The 18,905-nt window shown below is 36.1% G+C and carries 22 protein-coding genes; 15 read left to right on the forward strand and 7 right to left on the reverse strand.

Going from position 1 to position 18,905, the window contains the following annotated elements:
- Positions 1-159: 159 nt before the first annotated feature.
- The 4 genes from KFD70_RS13700 (at position 160) to KFD70_RS13715 (ending at position 869) form a co-directional block, all read left to right on the forward strand.
- Entirely contained in the window at positions 160-288 is a 129-nt protein-coding gene (locus KFD70_RS13700) for a GapA-binding peptide SR1P (RefSeq protein WP_000536782.1), read from the forward strand.
- 61 nt (positions 289-349) lie between these two features.
- Positions 350-481 (forward strand): GapA-binding peptide SR1P, encoded by a 132-nt coding sequence (locus KFD70_RS13705; RefSeq protein ID WP_336452109.1) that lies wholly within the window; start codon positions 350-352, stop codon positions 479-481.
- 62 nt (positions 482-543) lie between these two features.
- Entirely contained in the window at positions 544-675 is a 132-nt protein-coding gene (locus tag KFD70_RS13710; RefSeq protein ID WP_336452108.1) for a GapA-binding peptide SR1P, read from the forward strand.
- Between the two features lie 62 nt (positions 676-737).
- Complete coding sequence (locus KFD70_RS13715; RefSeq protein ID WP_336452107.1) at positions 738-869, forward strand: GapA-binding peptide SR1P; 132 nt, start codon at positions 738-740, stop codon at positions 867-869.
- A 31-nt stretch (positions 870-900) separates the two neighbouring features.
- Here KFD70_RS13715 and KFD70_RS13720 read toward each other — a convergent pair whose 3' ends face one another.
- Both KFD70_RS13720 and KFD70_RS13725 read right to left on the reverse strand, forming a co-directional pair.
- Positions 901-1,731: a protein-glutamine gamma-glutamyltransferase gene (locus KFD70_RS13720; RefSeq protein ID WP_336452106.1), complete on the reverse strand. Its 831-nt coding sequence runs from the start codon at positions 1,729-1,731 to the stop codon at positions 901-903.
- Positions 1,732-1,806: 75 nt separating this feature from the next.
- A complete protein-coding gene (locus KFD70_RS13725; protein ID WP_479846096.1) occupies positions 1,807-3,279 on the reverse strand; it encodes an aminotransferase class I/II-fold pyridoxal phosphate-dependent enzyme in 1,473 nt (490 codons plus the stop codon).
- A gap of 609 nt (positions 3,280-3,888) precedes the next feature.
- Between KFD70_RS13725 and KFD70_RS13730 the strand changes: the two genes are divergently transcribed.
- Positions 3,889-4,158, forward strand: a complete 270-nt coding sequence (locus KFD70_RS13730) for a UPF0223 family protein (RefSeq protein ID WP_336452104.1) — start codon at positions 3,889-3,891, stop codon at positions 4,156-4,158.
- 82 nt (positions 4,159-4,240) lie between these two features.
- On the opposite strand, the gene KFD70_RS13735 is transcribed toward KFD70_RS13730, so the two are convergent.
- The gene (locus tag KFD70_RS13735; RefSeq protein ID WP_336452103.1) at positions 4,241-4,867 is read right to left on the reverse strand and encodes a YktB family protein; all 627 of its coding nucleotides are present in this window, start codon (positions 4,865-4,867) and stop codon (positions 4,241-4,243) included.
- A gap of 207 nt (positions 4,868-5,074) precedes the next feature.
- On the opposite strand from KFD70_RS13735, the gene KFD70_RS13740 reads away from it, so the two are divergent.
- Positions 5,075-5,263: a hypothetical protein gene (locus KFD70_RS13740; protein ID WP_001250169.1), complete on the forward strand. Its 189-nt coding sequence runs from the start codon at positions 5,075-5,077 to the stop codon at positions 5,261-5,263.
- Between the two features lie 88 nt (positions 5,264-5,351).
- The gene (locus tag KFD70_RS13745) at positions 5,352-6,143 is read left to right on the forward strand and encodes an inositol monophosphatase family protein (RefSeq protein WP_336452102.1); all 792 of its coding nucleotides are present in this window, start codon (positions 5,352-5,354) and stop codon (positions 6,141-6,143) included.
- Positions 6,144-6,187: 44 nt separating this feature from the next.
- Here KFD70_RS13745 and KFD70_RS13750 read toward each other — a convergent pair whose 3' ends face one another.
- The gene (locus KFD70_RS13750) at positions 6,188-6,367 is read right to left on the reverse strand and encodes a DUF5325 family protein (protein ID WP_336452101.1); all 180 of its coding nucleotides are present in this window, start codon (positions 6,365-6,367) and stop codon (positions 6,188-6,190) included.
- A gap of 140 nt (positions 6,368-6,507) precedes the next feature.
- Between KFD70_RS13750 and typA the strand changes: the two genes are divergently transcribed.
- The 3 genes from typA to KFD70_RS13765 all read left to right on the forward strand — a co-directional run bounded on the left by typA (position 6,508) and on the right by KFD70_RS13765 (position 9,180).
- Positions 6,508-8,352 (forward strand): translational GTPase TypA, encoded by a 1,845-nt coding sequence (gene typA / locus KFD70_RS13755; RefSeq protein WP_336452100.1) that lies wholly within the window; start codon positions 6,508-6,510, stop codon positions 8,350-8,352.
- A 236-nt stretch (positions 8,353-8,588) separates the two neighbouring features.
- Positions 8,589-8,891: a YlaH-like family protein gene (locus KFD70_RS13760; RefSeq protein WP_336452099.1), complete on the forward strand. Its 303-nt coding sequence runs from the start codon at positions 8,589-8,591 to the stop codon at positions 8,889-8,891.
- 13 nt (positions 8,892-8,904) lie between these two features.
- A complete protein-coding gene (locus KFD70_RS13765) occupies positions 8,905-9,180 on the forward strand; it encodes a hypothetical protein (protein WP_336452098.1) in 276 nt (91 codons plus the stop codon).
- A gap of 36 nt (positions 9,181-9,216) precedes the next feature.
- Here KFD70_RS13765 and KFD70_RS13770 read toward each other — a convergent pair whose 3' ends face one another.
- Complete coding sequence (locus tag KFD70_RS13770) at positions 9,217-9,417, reverse strand: YlaI family protein (RefSeq protein ID WP_026049164.1); 201 nt, start codon at positions 9,415-9,417, stop codon at positions 9,217-9,219.
- Positions 9,418-9,558: 141 nt separating this feature from the next.
- Here KFD70_RS13770 and KFD70_RS13775 point away from each other — a divergent pair, with 141 nt between their 5' ends.
- Together KFD70_RS13775 and KFD70_RS13780 are read left to right on the forward strand one after the other, a co-directional pair.
- On the forward strand, positions 9,559-10,011 hold the full coding sequence (locus KFD70_RS13775; protein ID WP_336452097.1) for a pyridoxamine 5'-phosphate oxidase family protein: 453 nt from the start codon (positions 9,559-9,561) through the stop codon (positions 10,009-10,011).
- Between the two features lie 278 nt (positions 10,012-10,289).
- A complete protein-coding gene (locus KFD70_RS13780) occupies positions 10,290-11,618 on the forward strand; it encodes a PhoH family protein (protein WP_336452096.1) in 1,329 nt (442 codons plus the stop codon).
- A 180-nt stretch (positions 11,619-11,798) separates the two neighbouring features.
- Here the strand turns inward: KFD70_RS13780 and KFD70_RS13785 are convergent, their stop codons facing one another.
- On the reverse strand, positions 11,799-12,296 hold the full coding sequence (locus KFD70_RS13785) for a molybdopterin-binding protein (RefSeq protein WP_336452095.1): 498 nt from the start codon (positions 12,294-12,296) through the stop codon (positions 11,799-11,801).
- A 153-nt stretch (positions 12,297-12,449) separates the two neighbouring features.
- Between KFD70_RS13785 and KFD70_RS13790 the strand changes: the two genes are divergently transcribed.
- The 3 genes from KFD70_RS13790 (at position 12,450) to pyc (ending at position 17,817) form a co-directional block, all read left to right on the forward strand.
- The gene (locus KFD70_RS13790) at positions 12,450-12,737 is read left to right on the forward strand and encodes an Fpa/YlaN family protein (protein WP_336452094.1); all 288 of its coding nucleotides are present in this window, start codon (positions 12,450-12,452) and stop codon (positions 12,735-12,737) included.
- A gap of 123 nt (positions 12,738-12,860) precedes the next feature.
- Positions 12,861-14,042: an FtsW/RodA/SpoVE family cell cycle protein gene (locus tag KFD70_RS13795; protein ID WP_336452093.1), complete on the forward strand. Its 1,182-nt coding sequence runs from the start codon at positions 12,861-12,863 to the stop codon at positions 14,040-14,042.
- A gap of 328 nt (positions 14,043-14,370) precedes the next feature.
- A complete protein-coding gene (pyc, locus tag KFD70_RS13800; protein WP_336452092.1) occupies positions 14,371-17,817 on the forward strand; it encodes a pyruvate carboxylase in 3,447 nt (1,148 codons plus the stop codon).
- A gap of 116 nt (positions 17,818-17,933) precedes the next feature.
- On the opposite strand, the gene KFD70_RS13805 is transcribed toward pyc, so the two are convergent.
- A complete protein-coding gene (locus KFD70_RS13805) occupies positions 17,934-18,881 on the reverse strand; it encodes a COX15/CtaA family protein (protein ID WP_336452091.1) in 948 nt (315 codons plus the stop codon).
- Between the last annotated feature and the right edge of the window lie 24 nt (positions 18,882-18,905).

The following is an 18,905-nucleotide window of genomic DNA, read 5'->3' on the forward strand; positions in this document are numbered from 1 at the left end:
TTTTTTTTTTGTTATTGTCGCATACTAATATAAAATTATTTTTTTAATGTGTTATACTAAAAACCTATTGACGGAAAAAGTATAACATATTAAAATAAAGACAGAAAGTTAAGCGGTTACAAAAGTTTTTGGGATTATAAACTTAGGGGGAAATAGAAAATGGGAACAATCGTATGTCAAGATTGTGAAAGTACAATTGCACACTTCGAGGATGAGAAAGTAACAGTACTTTACGGGAAATGCGGATCTTGCGGATGTGATCACAAGGAGCATACAAAAGCCCAATAATATATAGGAATCTTGCTACTGAAAAAGTTTTTAGGACCTTAAACTTAGGGGGAAATGAAAAATGGGAGCGATCGTATGTCAAGTTTGTGAAGGAACAATCGCGTACTTTGAAGATGAAAAGACAACAGTACTTTACGGGAAATGTGGATCTCATTGCGAATGTGATCACAAGGAACATACAAAAGCCCAGTAATATATAGAACGTGTAAATGTAAAGAGTTTCAATCATAATTCAAACTCAGGGGGAAATGAAAAATGGGAACAATCGTATGTCAAGTTTGTGAGGAAACAATTGCACACTTTGAAGATGAAAAAACAACGGTACTTTACGGAAAATGTGGATCTCATTGCGAATGTAATCACAAGGAACATACAAAAGCTCAGTAATATATAGAACGTGTAAATATAAAGGTTTTTAATCATAATTCAAACTCAGGGGGAAATGAAAAATGGGAACAATCGTATGTCAAGTTTGTGGTGGAACAATTGCACACTTTGAAGATGAAAAGACAACAGTACTTTACGGAAAATGTGGATCTCATTGCGAATGTGGTCACAAAGAGCATACAGAAGCCCAATAATTAAAAGCGCCTGCATATTTGCAGGCGTTTTTTAATAAATTGTAGTTGTGTGACCAATGGTTGCAACAATTGCATCATCTCGAATGGGAATAAATTTGAGTGTTGTTTGTAGAGTATTAGTAGAAGTATATTGGCTCATGAGGCGGCTATCTATGCGGGTAATAAAATCTGTTAAATATGCTGAGATAAAGGCATAGGGAATTCTTCGTTCATTTAATAAATAAATGATTTGTTCCTTTGTTTGTACTCCTACACCGTGCCCATAAAAAAAGGAATTACCTAAATAAATGGCGTTCTCTCCTTGCCATTCAACTGAAGCTGGATTCACTTGTGGGTTTTTAAAGTAAACAAGATCGCCAGGAACGATATCCCCACCGGTTTTTGTCACCAGTTTTAAATCTCGATCATAATCCCATGTATATAGTAGAAGGTTTGCGAATAAGTGATTAAAAGTTTGATCATCATATAAAGCTAAAAGTGCTTTGTAAAAAATAATAATCATTGCTGTTGCACATTCTGTTCCGTACTTTTTCCCATTTTTAAAAATATCTTGTATCGCGACAGAGGGTAGTATATTTGGGAGTAGTTGAAACCCTCCCAGCGGTGTCCTTTTCCAAAATTCAGGGTTACAATAGGACTCTTGGAATGTACGGAACTGAAGGCCGCTTTGAAAGAGTTCTAAGGCTGATGTAATAATATGAATTCGTAAATTCAGATCAAAACTGAGTTGATTAGCTGTTTGGAATGCATATACTTCTTGATTTCCGGTCATAATGGCTAAGATTTGTTGCTTCTCAGTAGCGAACGGTTCGTTTTCACTCGTTATATAAGGATGTACAATGGAACGACCAATCACAATCATAACTGTATCCCCACCTATACGTTACATTCTTTAGTATGGTATGAGTAAACGGAAAAATGGTGAAAAAAAAGCCTATCAACTGATAGGCTTATATTCTTTAATAACGCGTAATGTCTGTAATGTCATGTCTTCGGGACCTTGTACTGGTAGACCCGCTTCTAAATTTTTATGAATGTAATCTAAGTTTTCTTGTGTAATAATTTCACCTGGAGTAAAAATTGGAATCCCTGGTGGATACACCATTACAAAATCAGCTATAATACGACCGGCAGCATTTTCAAATGGGATGACCTCTGTCTCTGAATAAAAAGCATCTCGAGGAGAGAGAGCAAGTACAGGGATTTCTGGAATTTCAACTTGTACTTGAACACCTTTGTCAGCTCGATCTTTAAATGTCGTTGCTAGCTCTTGTAAGGCTTTAATAAGAATGTTTGTCTCATCTTTTGTATCACCTAATGTAACAAGGCATAAGATGTTATATAAGTCTGAGAGTTCAACTTCAATGTTATAATGCTCTCTTAACCATAACTCTGCTTCATGGCCTGTAATTCCTAAGTCCTTTACAGATACAATTAACTTTGTTGGATCGTAGCTAAACGTGGCATCTGTACCTAACATTTCTTTTCCAGGACAATAAAGATGTTCGATGTCGTTTATGGCGTTACGAACCTGCTCAGCTAGATGTATTGTCTCTGTTATTAATGTCTTTCCTTCAGTTGCAAGTCGTTTTCTTGCAACATCAAGAGAAGCAAGCAAAATGTAAGAAGTCGATGTTGTTGTAAGCATACTAATAATGGATTGGACATGCTTTACATTCACAAGCCCCTCTTTTACATTTAGAATGGAGCTTTGTGTTAATGAACCGCCGAGCTTATGCACACTTGTCGCTGCCATATCTGCACCAGCTTGCATAGCTGACATCGGTAATTCGTCATGGAAATGAATATGAACGCCATGAGCTTCATCAACTAATACAGGTATTTCGTAGGAATGAGCTAATTCTACAATTTGCTGCAGGTCTGCAGCGAACCCAAAGTATGTTGGATTAATAACGAGTAATCCTTTTGCATCTGTATGTTCCTCGAGTGCTTTTTTTACAGATTGAATCGTAATCCCATGTGAAATACCGAGCTTCGGATCAATTTCAGGATGAATGAAAATTGGTTTTGCACCTGAGAAAATAATGGCTGACATTACAGATTTATGAACGTTTCGTGGTACAAGAATTTTATCTCCTGGGCCACAAACGCTCATCACCATTGTCATAATTGCACCGCTTGTACCTTGAACGGAAAAGAAAGTATGATCTGCACCAAACGCAGCAGCGGCTAAATCTTGAGCCTCTTTAATCATACCCTTCGGATGATGTAAATCATCGAGCGGTGCGATATTAATTAAATCAATTGCTAATGCATTATGCCCAATAAATTCGCGAAACGTAGGATCCATTCCTTGTCCTTTTTTATGACCTGGGATATGGAATTGAATTGGATTTCGCTTACTGTGCTCTACTAAAGCGGTAAACAATGGTGTTTTGTATTGGGACAATCTATACACCCCTTCTTCTTAGTAATATTTATTATTGATTTGTTTTATGTGTATCTTGTTCAATAAGAAAGTTATCTCCCTTTGTATAGTTATATAACCGTCTAGAAGAACTTGATTTGTTTACTTACCATTCAAAAGTTTTTTCATGGAAGCTTCACTTTATTTTCAATAAAACAAAAGCATTATATCACCAATGATTATATATGTATAGGGAAAATGATTATTTTTATTATATGCATAATTAGTAGTAAGTTTATCCCATTGTGTGTGAGTAATAAACGCTCATCTTAAGGTTTAAAGAAAGCGAGAAGATACATGAAATCTCAGCAATAGAAGTTTTGTTTTATCCTGCTCGTAGTCAGACATACCTTTACAGCGGAATTTAGCGGAAGTAAAGGAGTTAGGCGAGGGGAAATAATACTTAAAGTTACATTTTTAGTTGGCTGAAGAGTTATGTTTTTTATTACTCTGCGATTTTCAATCTGGCGGGAGATAATTCCATCATAAAAGGGAAATAGTGTATAATGCAAAGTGGCCATAGTGAAGAAGGATGGAAGTTATATTTTAAGATAGCACAATGGTAAGAATAAAAATGAATGAGGTGTACATATGGAATATCAATACCCACTTGATTATGACTGGTCAAATGATGAGATGATTGCAATCGTGACATTCTATGAGGCGATTGAAAAGGCATATGAGAAAGGTATCGCAAGAGAAGAACTGATGAGACTATATCGTCGCTTTAAAGAAATTGTACCATCGAAAGCGGAAGAGAAGAAAATTGACAAAGAGTTTCAAGAGGTAAGTGGTTACTCAATATATCGGGCAATTCAAAGAGCGAAAGAAGTAGAAGAACAAAAGATTGTAAAAATGTAAAAAGATTTTGAAAAATAAAACGCATAGTGCTATAATGGGATAACAACTTAAAACGGACAATATAAATATTGTCCGTTTTCTACTATCGATTGCAAATTTTATATAAAGGAAGGAGTGAGTGCATAGTAGTTTCAACCTTCGCAAGAAATTGTTCATCAGTAAGTGTTGAAGATTCTTCTGGCGAGATGTGAATACCAACTAGTAACTCTGCTTTTTTTATAGTGGCTAAGCGTTCAATCATTTTTTGTAAATCATTTGCTTCAAGCGTGTTATGTAGTTTTACATCCGGTTTAGTATGGTCAATGGACCAAACGAAGTCATTTGGTATATTTGTTTTTAAATCATTTAAATGTTCTAAGAAGGCATGAGCCGCTTCCACTTTCTGTGGACACTCATAAATTAAACCAAAGTATATGAAAGCATGAGTACCCCATAAACCGATTTGAAAATGTGGTAGCATTTTATATCCGCGTTTATTTGTTGAAAAAGCAACCCAAGTATCGTTTGGTGGATTGACTTTACGACGTGCATGTTTCGCAACATGATAGAAAAAATTTTCACCAGTTTGTTCTGATAAATAATGAGAAAATTGCTCGCCTAGAGCTTCTAATTTAGGATGAATATTCGTTTTAATAGCATTCATTCGTTCTTCGAGACCATCAACTGTAAAGACAGCAAAGTCAGTTGATTTAAATGTTTGTAATGTCATGATAGTTCCTCCAACTCCTAGTTTGTTTTTAATTTTAGCATAGCTTGTACGATTCATAAAAAAATAGTACAAAAAAATTTTCGGTAAAAAAATATAATTTTGTTGCATAGATGATTTATCCAACATAATATAGTATAAAACAAAAAATCAGAAAATTAAGTTAATTCTAGTCCGAGGGCAGACGAATATTGGGAGGAGGCAATAAAAATGAGACAGGTGATTAACGCATTAAAGAGAACAGATGCTGAAAAAAGAATTCCAGTGCTAAGATTGGAGTTAGATTATGAATTAGCAACACTATATGATGCAATGATGGAAAATGATAATCAGAAAAAAGAAGAGTGCGTGCAAAAATTAGAAGTGCTAAGACTTGAAATGATCCGTTTAGAAGCGTAATAATAGTATATGTATAAAAATTAAGTTGGTGCGAACCTTATAAAGGGTTCGTTTTTTCTGTGAACAGTATAGATCGGAGTGTTAAAACATGCAAGAGGTATGGAAAGAAATCGATACAAATGCGAAACAGTGGATTCGAGAAGCTGGTAAGCGTTTAATGGCATCATTGCAAAAGACACTTACCATAGAGACGAAATCAAATGCAGCTGATCTAGTAACAAATATGGATAGAGAAACAGAACAGTTTTTTATTAGGAAAATTAAACAAACATTCCCGGACCATTATATTTTAGGAGAAGAAGGATATGGGGATGAAGTAGCTTCTTCTGATGGAGTCGTTTGGCTAATTGATCCAATTGATGGTACGATGAATTTTGTTCATCAAAAAAGAAACTTTGCGATTTCAATTGGTATTTATGAGAACGGTATCGGAAAAATTGGGCTTGTCTATGATCCAGTTCATGATGAACTTTATCATGCTGTAAAAGGAGAAGGGGCCTTTTGTAACGATGTATTCATTCCTCCTTTAAAGAAAAATGCGATAGAACATGGAATAATTGCTTTAAACGCAACTTGGCTAACCGATAATCCATTACTTAATATGGAGAAAATGATGCAGCTTGTAAAATTAGCAAGAGGAACACGTTCATACGGATGTGCAGCATTAGAAATGGTCTATGTTGCAACAGGAAGATTGGATGCTTACGTGACGCCTAGACTATCTCCTTGGGATTTTGGTGGTGGAATGATTATTGTAGAAGAAGTCGGTGGTAAGGTAACGACATTCCATGGTACTATGCTTTCTATTGTGGAGAAGAGTAGCGTATTAGTTGCAAAGCCTGGAGTGTATGAAGAGTTATTACCATATGTATCACAGTAACAAAAAAGTAAGAGGCTCAAGACGCAGCTTCTTACTTTTTTGTGTTACTGTGATTTACGCATTTTGCGTTTTGTTATAAATCCATATCCGACTGTAACAAATGTACCAATAATGCAAATAATAATACCGATGGGACTATTTTCAGCAACCATAATGCCAATACCAATTAAGAAAATAACACCGATAATAGCTGTTAGTAAAAAGCGATATTGAATGTGTTCCATATCTTCACCCTCCAATTTCATTTTACTTTCACAAAAGTAAGAATACAACTATATTTTCATTCTTGATTTTATTTTGATTGCCATTGTATCCCCTTCGCTCTTATAATAGAGAAGGATTAAAAAGACACTAGGAGTTGGACATGTTGAAAAAACGACAAGATTTACGTAATATAGCAATCATTGCCCACGTTGACCATGGTAAAACAACACTTGTTGACCAATTATTACGTCAAGCGGGGACGTTCCGTGCAAATGAGCACGTAGAAGAGCGTGCAATGGATTCAAATGATTTAGAAAGAGAACGCGGTATTACTATTTTAGCGAAGAATACAGCGATTCATTATGAAGATAAACGAATTAACATTTTAGATACACCTGGACACGCTGACTTCGGTGGTGAAGTAGAGCGTATTATGAAAATGGTTGATGGTGTTTTACTTGTTGTTGATGCATATGAAGGTTGTATGCCACAAACACGATTTGTTTTAAAGAAAGCACTTGAGCAAAACTTAACTCCAATCGTTGTTGTAAACAAAATTGACCGTGACTTTGCTCGTCCAGACGAAGTGGTTGATGAAGTAATTGATTTATTCATCGAACTTGGAGCAAACGAAGATCAGTTAGAATTCCCTGTTGTATTTGCATCAGCAATGAATGGAACAGCAAGCTTAGATTCAAACCCAGCAAATCAAGAAGAGAATATGAAATCATTATTTGATACAATCATTGAACATATTCCAGCACCAATCGATAATAGCGAAGAGCCACTTCAATTCCAAGTAGCACTTCTTGATTACAATGACTATGTTGGTCGTATCGGGGTTGGACGTGTATTCCGCGGTACAATGAAAGTAGGACAACAAGTTGCGTTAATGAAGGTTGATGGAAGTGTAAAACAATTCCGTGTAACAAAATTATTTGGTTACATTGGATTAAAACGTCAAGAAATTGAAGAAGCAAAAGCCGGAGACCTAGTAGCTGTTTCTGGTATGGAAGACATTAACGTTGGTGAAACGGTATGTCCAGTTGAGCATCAAGAGGCATTGCCATTATTACGTATTGATGAACCAACACTACAAATGACATTCCTTGTAAATAACAGCCCATTTGCAGGTCGCGAAGGTAAATATATTACATCTCGTAAAATCGAAGAGCGTCTTCGCGCGCAACTAGAAACGGATGTAAGTTTACGTGTAGACAATACAGAATCTCCGGATGCATGGATTGTATCTGGACGTGGAGAGTTACATTTATCAATCTTGATTGAGAATATGCGTCGCGAAGGATATGAATTACAAGTATCTAAACCAGAAGTAATCATTAAAGAGGTTGACGGCGTAAGATGTGAGCCAGTAGAACGTGTACAAATTGATGTGCCAGAAGAATATACGGGTTCTATCATGGAATCTATGGGAGCACGTAAAGGTGAAATGTTAGATATGGTAAATAACGGGAACGGTCAAGTTCGTCTTACATTTATGGTTCCAGCACGTGGCTTAATTGGTTATACAACAGAATTCTTAACTTTAACTCGTGGTTACGGTATTTTAAACCATACATTTGATAGCTATCAACCAGTACATGCTGGTCAAGTTGGTGGACGTCGTCAAGGTGTTCTAGTTTCACTTGAAACAGGAAAAGCATCACAGTATGGTATTATGCAAGTTGAAGACCGTGGCGTAATCTTCGTTGAACCAGGTACAGAAGTGTATGCAGGTATGATTGTTGGGGAACATACACGTGAGAATGATTTAACAGTTAACGTTGTAAAAATGAAGCAACAAACTAACATTCGTTCTGCAACAAAAGACCAAACATCAACAATGAAAAAACCGCGTATTATGACTTTAGAAGAGTCATTAGAATACTTAAATGATGATGAATACTGTGAAGTAACACCAGAATCAATTCGTCTTCGTAAAAAGATTCTTGATAAGAGCGAACGCGAAAGAGCTGCTAAGAAAAAGAAATCTGTAGAAGCGTAAAAAAATGAGAAAGCTGCCTTTTTATGAAAAGGCAGCTTTTTTATTTGGTTATTTTTTAGAAAATTTACTCTTTTATCTGGACAGTATTTTTTCTGCAAGGTACTCTTATAGTAGGTAACGTAGAGTTTGGAAATTAAGAAGTAAGGCACTACTAGTTTGTGGGTTGAATTAGGTTCATATGGTTTATTTTAGCTAGGGGATCTTTATTCATCTTTGCTAGATAAGGGGGAAGTGTAATGCTAGAGAGAATGTCATTTTTTGCAAAGCTATATAATGTAGATATGAATCCAGAGGTGGGGATGTGGCTGCTTTATGGTACAATGATTATTTTGAGTGCACTTGTATATAATTTGGGTTTTGCTAGGAAATTATCGCCATTACAAAATGTTGTAATTTATGTGGTATTAGCAATTGGGAGTACGGTTCTAACTTTTTTTGCGGTTTTTTTACCAGTGGGAGAAGGGCTCGTTGTGGCAGCGATTGTGCTCGGCATTTATAGATTGCGCTTACATCAAGCAAGGAAACAGAGAGCGAACTAAGGGGGGATGTTTTATGCGTTCTGTACAAGATACATTATACAATTGGCTTACGATTAAAACTGTTGCGGAAGCACGCCCGCATGATGGAGCTGCACAAGAAACATATTTACTATTTCATAGCATGCTACATGAAGATCATCAATTACGAGAGGTAATGGTGGAAAAGAAAGAAGATATGTATTTGGTTACATATGAACGAGAAGGGGAAAAACATTCTACAAGATTTCCAGTAGAGCTTATAGATTGTTTCTTAGATCAAATGAAACGAGAGCCGGAGAAATATAAATAAGTCCTCATCTGAATGATTAAGGACTTATTTGGCAGTTTACCACTCATCTTCTATTGTTTTATCACGATATAAGTGGAATTTTCCGGTTGCATGGCGTTCCATTGTACGTTCTGCAATACGTTCTGTGCATTCCATGCACATATATGTATGAATAGGACGGTTACGAAGCCTTTTGGCCATAGGATTTTCGTCATCTAACTCTTCTTTTTTATCACAAAGCATGCATTTGACTCTCATTTCGTCACCTCAATACAAATTCTATCGATATAAGTATATCATGTAAATTTGATATTTTTGAACTATAGGGGGAAAAAATAATATTTTCGCAATTCAAAAAATAAGTTATTATTAGGATGAAGAAAATTTGGAGGTGGAAATATGGCAAATGTAGTAGAACCTACATTGACAGATTCTTTAGTTCAATCTTTACGTGAAGGGCATATTATTACAATTGCAACGATTGATTTTGAAAAGGCTATTCCAAATGTAAGTGCTATTTCATGGGTATATGCAATGAATAAGACAAGCATACGATTTGCAGTTGATCAACGCTCCCGCATTGTGGAAAATTTACGCCATCAGCCAGGGCTTGTACTTACTGTAATGGCAAATGAATCTGTATTTTCCATTAGCGGTGAAGCAAAGATTTTAAAGGAGAGATTAGAAGGTATTCCGCTTAAGTTAACTGTAGTAGAAGTATCTGTTCAAGAAGTGCGTGATGTTATGTTTTATGGAGCAAAGCTTACTTCGGAACCAACATATGAAAAAACATATGATCTTCGTGCTGCTGAAAAACTTGATAATCAAGTTTTGACAGCAATGAAAGAATGATAGAAATGGATGAGCGCTATAATTGTTCATCCTTTTCTACTATTTTAACTAAAGTGAATAGCTGGCCTTTGCTGCATGTTAGAATATAAATTTTGATGAATGAATATCATATCTAGTTATAAATGCGACAAATGATTAAGAAAAGTTTTAATTTCTATGAATTTCGATTCTACCTCGTTAATACATTACATATAATTATAACAATGGTTCGTCCATATCACGATCATGGATGAAACCCTTGTTCTACAAATTTAAAAGTGGAGTCAGGGGGTAACAGGTTGGATAAAATTTATGTGTTAGATACGAATGTACTTTTGCAGGATCCTTTATCTATTTTTTCTTTTGAAACAAATGAGGTAGTGATTCCAGCAGTTGTATTAGAAGAGGTTGATTCGAAAAAACGCTACATGGATGAAGTTGGACGAAATGCTCGTTATGTATCTAAATTGATAGATAAATTTCGCGAATTAGGAAAATTGCATGATAGTATACCTCTTGAAAATGGAGGGACATTTCGTATTGAATTAAACCATCGCTCATTTGTTCAACTACAAGATATTTTTGTTGAAAAAACAAACGATAATCGCATTTTAGCTGTGGCGAAAAATTTATTTTTAGAAGAGCAAGAGAAAGAGAGTGGAAAGTCTGTCATTTTAGTCAGTAAGGATGTGCTTGTAAGAGTAAAGGCGGATGCTCTTGGTTTACAAGCGGAAGATTATTTAAGTGATCGTGTAATTGAAGTGGACAATATATATTCAGGTTTTTTAGAAGGCTACATATCAAAAGAAAAATTAAATCATTTTTATGAAAAAGGAGAGCTTCCTTTATCAGAAATTGCAAATCATCCATTTTATCCGAATCAGTTTATTGTGATGAAAGATGCGCTTGGTGGTTCTAGCTCTGCACTTGGAATTGTTGATTTTTCAGGAAAAAAAGTGAAGAAATTGGTTTTTCATAATGAGCAGGTTTGGGGCATACGTCCGCGGAATGTGCAGCAAACTATGGGATTGGAATTATTGCTTCGTGAAGATATTCCGCTTGTAACATTAACGGGTAAAGCGGGAACTGGTAAGACTTTACTTGCTTTAGCCGCTGGGCTTATGCAAACGGAGGATTTAGGTTTGTACAAAAAACTCCTTGTTGCCCGGCCAATTGTTCCGGTTGGAAAAGATATTGGTTATTTACCAGGGGAAAAAGAGGAAAAATTAAGACCATGGATGCAGCCGATTTTCGACAATCTAGAGTATTTATTTAATACAAAAAAACCAGGGGAATTAGATGCGATTTTAGCAGGGATGGGTTCAATTGAAGTAGAGGCGCTTACTTATATAAGAGGACGAAGTATTCCAGATCAATTTATTATTATTGATGAGGCACAAAATTTAACGAAACATGAAGTGAAAACAATATTAACAAGGGTTGGAGAAAAGAGTAAAATTGTCTTAATGGGAGATCCGCAACAAATTGATCATCCTTACTTAGACGAATATAATAATGGTTTAACGTATGTTGTAGAGAAATTCAAGGAACAAAAAATTAGCGGACATGTAAAGTTTGTAAAAGGAGAACGTTCAAATTTAGCGCAACTAGCAGCAGATTTATTATAAAGTAAAACTTTAATCAGTGGGGTTTTCTTCATCCCCACTGATTATTAGCCCTCACGAATCGGGCTTTTATGGGCAGCTGACCCCCACTTACCTGCTTTGCTTTTTCTGAATTTTGAGGTGGGGGTCTTACTGCCTGTTAATGCGGGATAAAAAGGAGTGGGACTTTGTCCCGCTCCTTTTCTAAATAATTGTAAACTTACGGATGTTTCGAATTGGATTGTTTATATTAGAACCATTACCAAAATAAAGGTGAACAGGTCCGTCTTCTCGTAATGGTGTTCCGTCTTTTGAAAATCCAAGAATAACATTGTTTGCTTCTTCTAATGAAAGACTGATTGTATCATGCAGTGTATGAATTTCAACATGCGTCGCTTCAGCTGCAATTTCGGCGTTTTTTAAAAAGGGATGAAGTGGTATGCCAAACGTGCCTGTAATGAGCTGTTCTTTTTTAAATTTTTTTACGCTTTTTTGAATAGGTGGGAAAGCGGCGCCATCACGGATTTCGCGATCCCAATGTTCAGAAGTATGCTTGAGATAGTCTTCTAATTCTGATGTTTCTTCTTTCGTTTCGGTGAAGTAAGTTGTTAAATCTACTTTTCGATCATCAAAAATCCAAACACTTGGATCAAGTGTGATTGGAAAACGGACTTTTCCGTTTATAAATAAGATTTCACTCATTGTTGTTCCCCCATTTGTATTATGCTCCCACTTTTCAGTATAATAGCATTAGACACGATTGTCACAAAAAATGTTTCTATTGCAATTTATTAAAACTATCGCTAATATTAATAGATAGGATAGGAGAGTAGGACGGAAACGGAGGGAATCAATTTGGCGTCTGAGACAGTAGCAAATCATCAGGAAAAGGCACTTGCCCTTCTACAAGCGGATGCGGAGAAGATTTTAAGACTTATTAAGGTGCAAATGGACCATCTTACAATGCCGCAATGTCCATTATATGAAGAAGTGCTCGACACACAAATGTTTGGACTATCCCGTGAAGTTGACTTTGCGGTTCGTCTTGGTCTTATTGCAGAAGAGCAAGGAAAAGACATGTTAGGAGAGCTTGAACGGGAATTATCAGCACTTCATGAAGCTTTTACAACCAAACAACAATAAAGGGTTCAAATAAGGGGGCTCAAACTGGCTAAGTTTGAGCTTTTTATTTGTATAATAAAGCAGGAAGAATTCCAATACATATGGAATACAACAATTAAACTGAAAACAGAAAGAGGATATTGAATGAAAAAAGTATGGAAGTCGATGGATTATTCATTATTGCTTCCACTTGTTATTTTATGTGTACTGGGAGTTATAATGGTATACAGTGCTAGCTCTATTGTAGCGATTACAAGGTTTGAAAAAGCGGCTAATTACTTTTTTAATAAGCAATTAATCGCATTAAGTATAGGTACAGTATTGGGATTAGGGATAATCGCTGTGATTCCATACCAGTTTTGGAGAAAAAGAATTGTTTTATTACTCATGATGCTAGGAAGTATTGGTTTGCTATCGTTAGCGTTATTATTAGGAAAAGAAACTAATGGTGCGCAAGCTTGGGTATTTGGTATACAGCCAGCTGAATTTGTTAAACTAGCTATCATTATCATACTCGCGCGTTTCTTTGCAAGAAGGCAAGAAACGGATACGTCAGTATGGAAAGGATCGGCAGGTACAATTCTGTTTATAGGGTTAATTATATTTTTAATCCTAAAACAAAATGATTTGGGGACAGTTCTATTAAACATTGGTATTGTTGGAATTATGTTCCTTTGCTCGGGTATTCCGATTAACAAGTGGATAAAGCGTATTTTATTAAGTACAATTGTATGGATTCCGCTTTTGTATTTAGTCGGTAACTTTGCATTGAAGCCTTATCAAAAAGCACGTTTTTCAGTGTTTTTAAATCCATTTGAAGATCCACAAGGTGATGGATTCCAATTGGTAAATTCTTTTATTGGTATTGCTTCGGGTGAATTAAACGGAAGAGGTCTTGGGAATAGTATACAAAAATTTGGATATCTACCGGAGCCTCATACAGACTTTATTATGGCAATTATATCGGAAGAGCTTGGTTTTATCGGAGTAGCGATTGTTTTGATTAGCTTGTTGCTTATTATTATTCGTTCACTTCGAATTGCTCAAAAGTGTAAAGAGCCATTTGGAAGTTTAATTGCTATAGGTATTGCTAGTATGCTTGGTGTGCAGACGTTTGTTAATATTGCTGGTATGTCTGGGCTAATGCCTCTTACTGGCGTGCCTTTGCCGTTTGTCAGTTATGGTGGCAGTTCTTTAATGGCGAATTTATTTGCAATGGGTATATTGTTGAACGTAGGTAGCTATGTGAAACGACAAGAGCAGCAACAAAAAGAAATATATGAGAAAAAAGAACAAGGTGAGCCACATCTTGTTGTTGTGAAATAGAAAGGCTTTGTGTTGGATGCACAAGGCCTTTTTATTATGATATTTTAAATAAGTTATACTTTGCGGGATTAAAGCGCTAATAGAGTGTCATATTTATTTTAATGTGTTATACAATAAAGCTATCAGAAAAAGAAGAGTTGTGCTATACTATTTTTGTGAAACAAATTGATCAGAAAACTTATCATTTGTTGAAAAATAAGGTATGATGTATAAAAATAAAGTGAAGCTTTCCGATTATAGTTTAGAAAAGAAAGTGAAGAACTTCACGCTCTTTAGGGCGTGTACCTATTTAATCTCTAGAGTGGTAGGAAAGTAGAGGGGGAAAATCATGACAAAGCTGCAACGTATTCAAAAAGTATTAGTAGCTAACCGTGGAGAAATTGCAATTCGTGTATTCAGGGCCTGTTCAGAACTTGGGTTAAATACAGTTGCAATTTATTCAAAAGAGGATAGCGGTTCTTACCATCGCTATAAAGCAGATGAGTCTTATTTAGTGGGAGAAGGAAAAAAACCAATCGATGCTTACCTTGATATTGAAGGTATTATTGAGATTGCGAAAAGCAATCACGTGGATGCAATTCACCCCGGATATGGTTTCTTGTCAGAAAATATCCAATTTGCTAGACGTTGTGAAGAAGAGGGAATTATCTTTATCGGACCAAAAAGTAAACATTTAGATATGTTTGGAGATAAAGTAAAAGCAAGAACACAAGCGCAATTAGCTAATATTCCAGTTATCCCTGGTAGCGATGGACCTGTTAATTCACTAGAAGAAGTTGAAGAGTTTGCTAAGCAGTATGATTACCCGATAATTATTAAAGCATCACTTGGCGGTGGCGGCCGCGGTATGCGTATTGTGCGTAGCGGTGATGAATTAAAAGAATCTTATGATCGTGCAAAATCAGAAGCAAAAGCAGCTTTTGGTAATGATGAAGTGTACGTTGAAAAATTCGTTGAAAAACCTAAACATATAGAAGTACAAATATTAGCGGATGAAGAAGGCAACGTTGTGCATTTATATGAGCGTGATTGCTCTGTACAACGTCGTCATCAAAAAGTAGTTGAAATTGCACCGAGTGTGTCACTATCAGATGAACTTCGTCATCGTATTTGTGAAGCAGCAGTAAAGTTAACGAAAAATGTTAACTATTTAAATGCTGGTACAGTTGAATTCCTTGTAAAAGGTAATGACTTTTATTTCATTGAAGTAAACCCGCGTGTTCAAGTAGAACATACAATTACAGAAATGATCACAGGAATTGATATTGTTCAGTCTCAAATTTTGATTGCTGATGGACACTCTTTACATAGTTCAACAGTGAGTGTACCAAAACAAGAAGACGTTATTGTGCATGGATATGCAATTCAATCTCGCGTAACAACAGAAGATCCGCTTAATAATTTTATGCCTGATACAGGGAAAATTATGGCGTATCGTTCAGGTGGTGGTTTTGGCGTTCGTCTTGACACAGGTAACAGTTTTCAAGGTGCAGTTATTACGCCATATTATGATTCACTACTTGTTAAAGTAACAACTTGGGCACTTACATTTGAACAAGCAGCTGCGAAAATGGAGCGTAACTTAAAAGAATTTCGTATTCGTGGTATTAAAACAAATATTCCATTCTTAGAGAATGTAGTAAAACATAAAAATTTCTTATCAGGAGAATATGATACATCGTTTATAGATGCTTCACCTGAATTGTTCGTCTTCCCAAAACGTAAAGACCGTGGAACGAAGATGTTAAGTTATGTAGGTACAGTAACAGTAAATGGTTTTCCTGGAGTAGGTAAGAAAGAAAAACCGATTTTCTCGGATGCACGTATACCAAATATGAAATATTCTGAATCAGTTCCAGATGGAACGAAACAAATTTTGGACGAACGTGGTGCAGATGGGCTAGTAAAATGGGTACAAGATCAGAAGCGTGTACTATTAACGGATACTACATTCCGTGATGCGCATCAATCATTACTCGCAACACGTATTCGTACAAAAGATTTAAACAAAATCGCTGAGCCAACAGCTAGAATGCTACCAAATTTATTCTCAGCGGAAATGTGGGGCGGTGCAACATTCGATGTTGCGTATCGTTTCTTAAAAGAAGATCCATGGGAACGTTTATTAGATCTTCGTGAAAGAATGCCAAATGTTTTATTCCAAATGCTTCTTCGTTCATCGAATGCAGTTGGTTATAAAAACTATCCAGATAATTTAATTCAAAAATTTGTAGAATGTTCAGCGCAAGCTGGTATCGATGTATTCCGTATTTTTGATAGCTTAAACTGGGTAGAAGGTATGAAGGTTACAATTGATGCTGTAAGAGAGAGCGGTAAAATTGCAGAGGCAACAATGTGTTACACAGGGGATATCCATGACCCAATGCGTAGTAAATATGACTTGAATTATTATAAAAACTTAGCAAAAGAATTAGAAGCATCAGGAGCACATATTCTAGGTATTAAAGATATGGCTGGATTATTAAAACCAAATGCAGCTTACGATTTAGTGTCTGCTTTAAAAGAAACGGTATCGATTCCGATTCACCTCCATACACATGATACAAGTGGAAATGGTGTTTTAACGTATACGAAAGCAATTGAAGCGGGTGTTGATATTGTCGATGTAGCTGTAAGCTCAATGGCAGGTTTAACATCACAACCAAGTGCAAATACGTTATATTATGCATTAGGCGGAAATGAAAGACAACCAGATGTGAATGTCGATTCGTTAGAAAAACTTTCACATTATTGGGAAGATGTTCGTAAATATTATGCACCATTTGAAAGTGGTATGAATGCACCACATACAGAAGTATACATGCATGAAATGCCAGGGGGGCAATATAGTAACCTTCAACAACAAGCGAAAGCAGTTGGTTTAGGAGACCGATTTGATGAAGTGAAAGTGATGTATCGTCGTGTCAATGATATGTTTGGTGATATTGTAAAAGTAACACCATCATCAAAAGTTGTTGGTGATATGGCACTATTTATGGTGCAAAATCACCTTACAGAACAAGATATTTTTGAGCGTGGACACTCGCTAGATTTCCCAGGTTCTGTTGTAGAAATGTTCTCTGGAGATCTTGGGCAACCATATGGTGGCTTCCCGAAAGAATTACAAAAGATCATTTTAAAAGGGAAAGAGCCATTAACAGTAAGACCAGGGGAATTATTAGAGCCGGTTGATTTTGATGCTTTAAAAGAAGAATTATTCCATAAACTTGGACGTGAAGTAACTATTTTTGATGTTGTTGCATATGCACTATATCCAAAAGTATTTATGGATTATCAAAAAGTAACTGGATTTTATGGGAATGTATCTGTACTTGATACACCAACGTTCTTCTATGGTATGAGGCTTGGTGAAGAAATTGGTGTGGAAATTGAACGTGGTAAAACATTGATTGTTAAATTAGTGTCAATTGGTGAACCGCAACCAGATGGAACTCGTGTACTTTACTTTGAATTCAACGGGCAACCGCGTGAAATTGTTGTCAAAGATGAAAGTGTTAAAGCAACAGTTGCACAGCGTGTGAAAGGAAACCGTGAAAATCCAAATCATATAAGTGCAACAATGCCAGGAACGGTCATTAAAGTCGTTGTACATGAAGGCGATGAAGTGAAAAAAGGCGATTCTATGGCAATTACAGAAGCGATGAAGATGGAAACGACGGTTCAGGCGCCATTCAATGGGAAAGTGAAGAAAGTATATGTAAAAGATGGCGATGCGATTCAAACGGGAGATTTACTCATTGAACTAGAACAATAATAATAAAGAAAAGAGCTGCCGAAAAGCAGCTCTTTTTTCGTGTTCGTAAAACAGATTCTTCACGGGTGGAAGTTTTACTTTATATAAAAATAATAACTTGCCATAGTGGCAAGTTATTAAAATGATTGTTTCTTTTTCGCTGTAGTTGATTGGTGTGTGTCTTGTGCGTTTGCTTTGCTTCTTGTACCTAACATAACTAAATAACATAATACGGCAAAGAGACAAGAGATAAAGAGCGAATGTAACAGTGCCATTGGCAAGCTTGCATCTGTATATATAACTAAGACACCAACAATCGCTTGAAGGGTAACGAGAATAAATGAAGTGATCCATCCCCAATATACAACTCGTTGCTTTTTATAATGACGAATAGCAAGAATCATCGCATATAGAATCCAAGCGAATATTAACATTGCTGCGATCCTGTGACCCATTTGAACCCATTCGTGTAACTGGGTAGGCCATGGTCTATTTTTACTACAAAGTGGGAAGTCTGGACATGCTAAACTTGCACGTTCATGACGTACTAGTGCCCCTGTATAGACGACAATATAGCTGTAAATTGTTACACCATAAATATGAAATTTCATTTTTTTGTCCATAATGAGAGAGCGTGCATCGAATTTTTTGTCAATCTCAAAAATAAGACATGCTAGTAAAATAACAGAAGCAAATGAAATTAAGGAAATACCAAAATGAATAGCAAGTACAGCAGGTACTTGTCCCCATACAACTGCGGCGGCTCCCATTAATGCCTGTGCAACTAGAAATACGAAAGATAAAATAGCGAGCGTTTTTGTTTCACGTACATGCTTATAATATTTCCATGATAATATACAAAGAAGTGTAACGAGAATCCCTGCAGATCCTGATGTTAAACGGTGACTTAGTTCGATAATTGTTTCCATTGACAAATTTGAAGGAACGAATTCACCATTACAAAGTGGCCATGATTTACCGCAACCTTGTCCTGAACCTGTTTTTGTAACTAATGCCCCTCCCAGTAAAACCAATAGTAGGTCGAGACTTGTAATGACTGCTAACCATTTAATAAAACGTTGCAACCTTTTCACCATCTTTCTGTTATG

Source organism: Bacillus pfraonensis, assembly GCF_050768835.1.
Classification (GTDB): Bacteria; Bacillota; Bacilli; order Bacillales; family Bacillaceae_G; genus Bacillus_A; species Bacillus_A pfraonensis.